We start from the raw sequence: 1,061 nt of genomic DNA, 5'->3' as shown, positions 1-1,061 counted from the left end.
GTGTTATGACTTTTATCATTAAAATCCCTTTTTATTAATTCCATTTGACTGTCTATTATTAGATTAGTTGAATAAATAATAAGTGTGAGTTTAGGGATGAACAAAGCGCATCAGGATCACAATAAGCTTCGAAAATTAGGGCTTGCTAAGCAAATGCTTATTTACATTTTGTTAGTAAGTAGTGTGTTAACGCTGTTTACGACTGGTGTGAACTTGTATGTTGATTATCAGCGAGATTTGGTCAGCATTAATGAACATCTTAATCAAATAAAAGAAACATCCTTAGAGAGCCTTACATCAAGCTTATGGGTTGAAGACCGACAGCAATTACAACTGCAAGCGGAAGGCATTTTTAGGCAGCCGCAGATCCACTACTTAGTGATTGAGGATGATGACGGTATCATTTTGCAGCTAGGTGAGGATCTACAAAAATATAAACATGAAAAATCCTGGCCAATGATCTTCAGCAGTGGCAATAAGAATTTCTCATTAGCGACGATAACGGTTCAATCCGATCTATATCAAATTTATGATGGGCTGTTTAATAAGTTTTTGATTTTATTGGCCTCACAAGCGGTAAAGATTTTCCTTATTGCGACTTTCATTCTATTCATCGTTTATCATGTGATAGTGAAACATCTTGCGCACATGTCTGCCGTGGTCAGTGATTTTGATGACAAGCAACTTCCACGATTGTTATTGCTCAAAAATCGTTTGTTTAACGATGAAATTACTACTCTGCAAGAGAGTTATAACCATTCAGTGATGCGAATTCGAGATCACTACGATGAACTTGAACAAGCAAAAGAGCAAGCGGTAGAGGCAAATAACAAAAAGAGTGAATTCTTAGCAAACATGAGTCATGAGATTCGAACGCCAATGAATGGAATCATTGGTTTGTCTTCTTTATTGCAAGGGATGTCATTGCGCCCTGAACAAAGAGAATATGTTGAGATGCTCCATTCTTCATCGTTATCTTTGCTTGATTTGATTAATGATATTCTTGATTTCTCAAAAATAGAATCGGGAGAAATGAAGCTTGAACACACCAATTTAAATTT

Annotated in this window: 1 protein-coding gene; it reads left to right on the top strand. The window is 36.0% G+C overall.

Annotated elements, in window-relative coordinates:
* Window positions 1-96 precede the first annotated feature (96 nt).
* A partial coding sequence (locus ASV53_RS24135) for a histidine kinase dimerization/phospho-acceptor domain-containing protein (RefSeq protein ID WP_275657124.1) occupies window positions 97-1,061 on the top strand: 965 nt, incomplete at its 3' end.

The sequence above is a fragment of the Photobacterium sanguinicancri genome (genome assembly GCF_002265265.1).
GTDB lineage: Bacteria > Pseudomonadota > Gammaproteobacteria > Enterobacterales > Vibrionaceae > Photobacterium > Photobacterium sanguinicancri.
The sequence above is the reverse complement of the archived record's forward strand: the minus strand, read 5'-3'. Positions and strand labels throughout refer to the sequence as shown.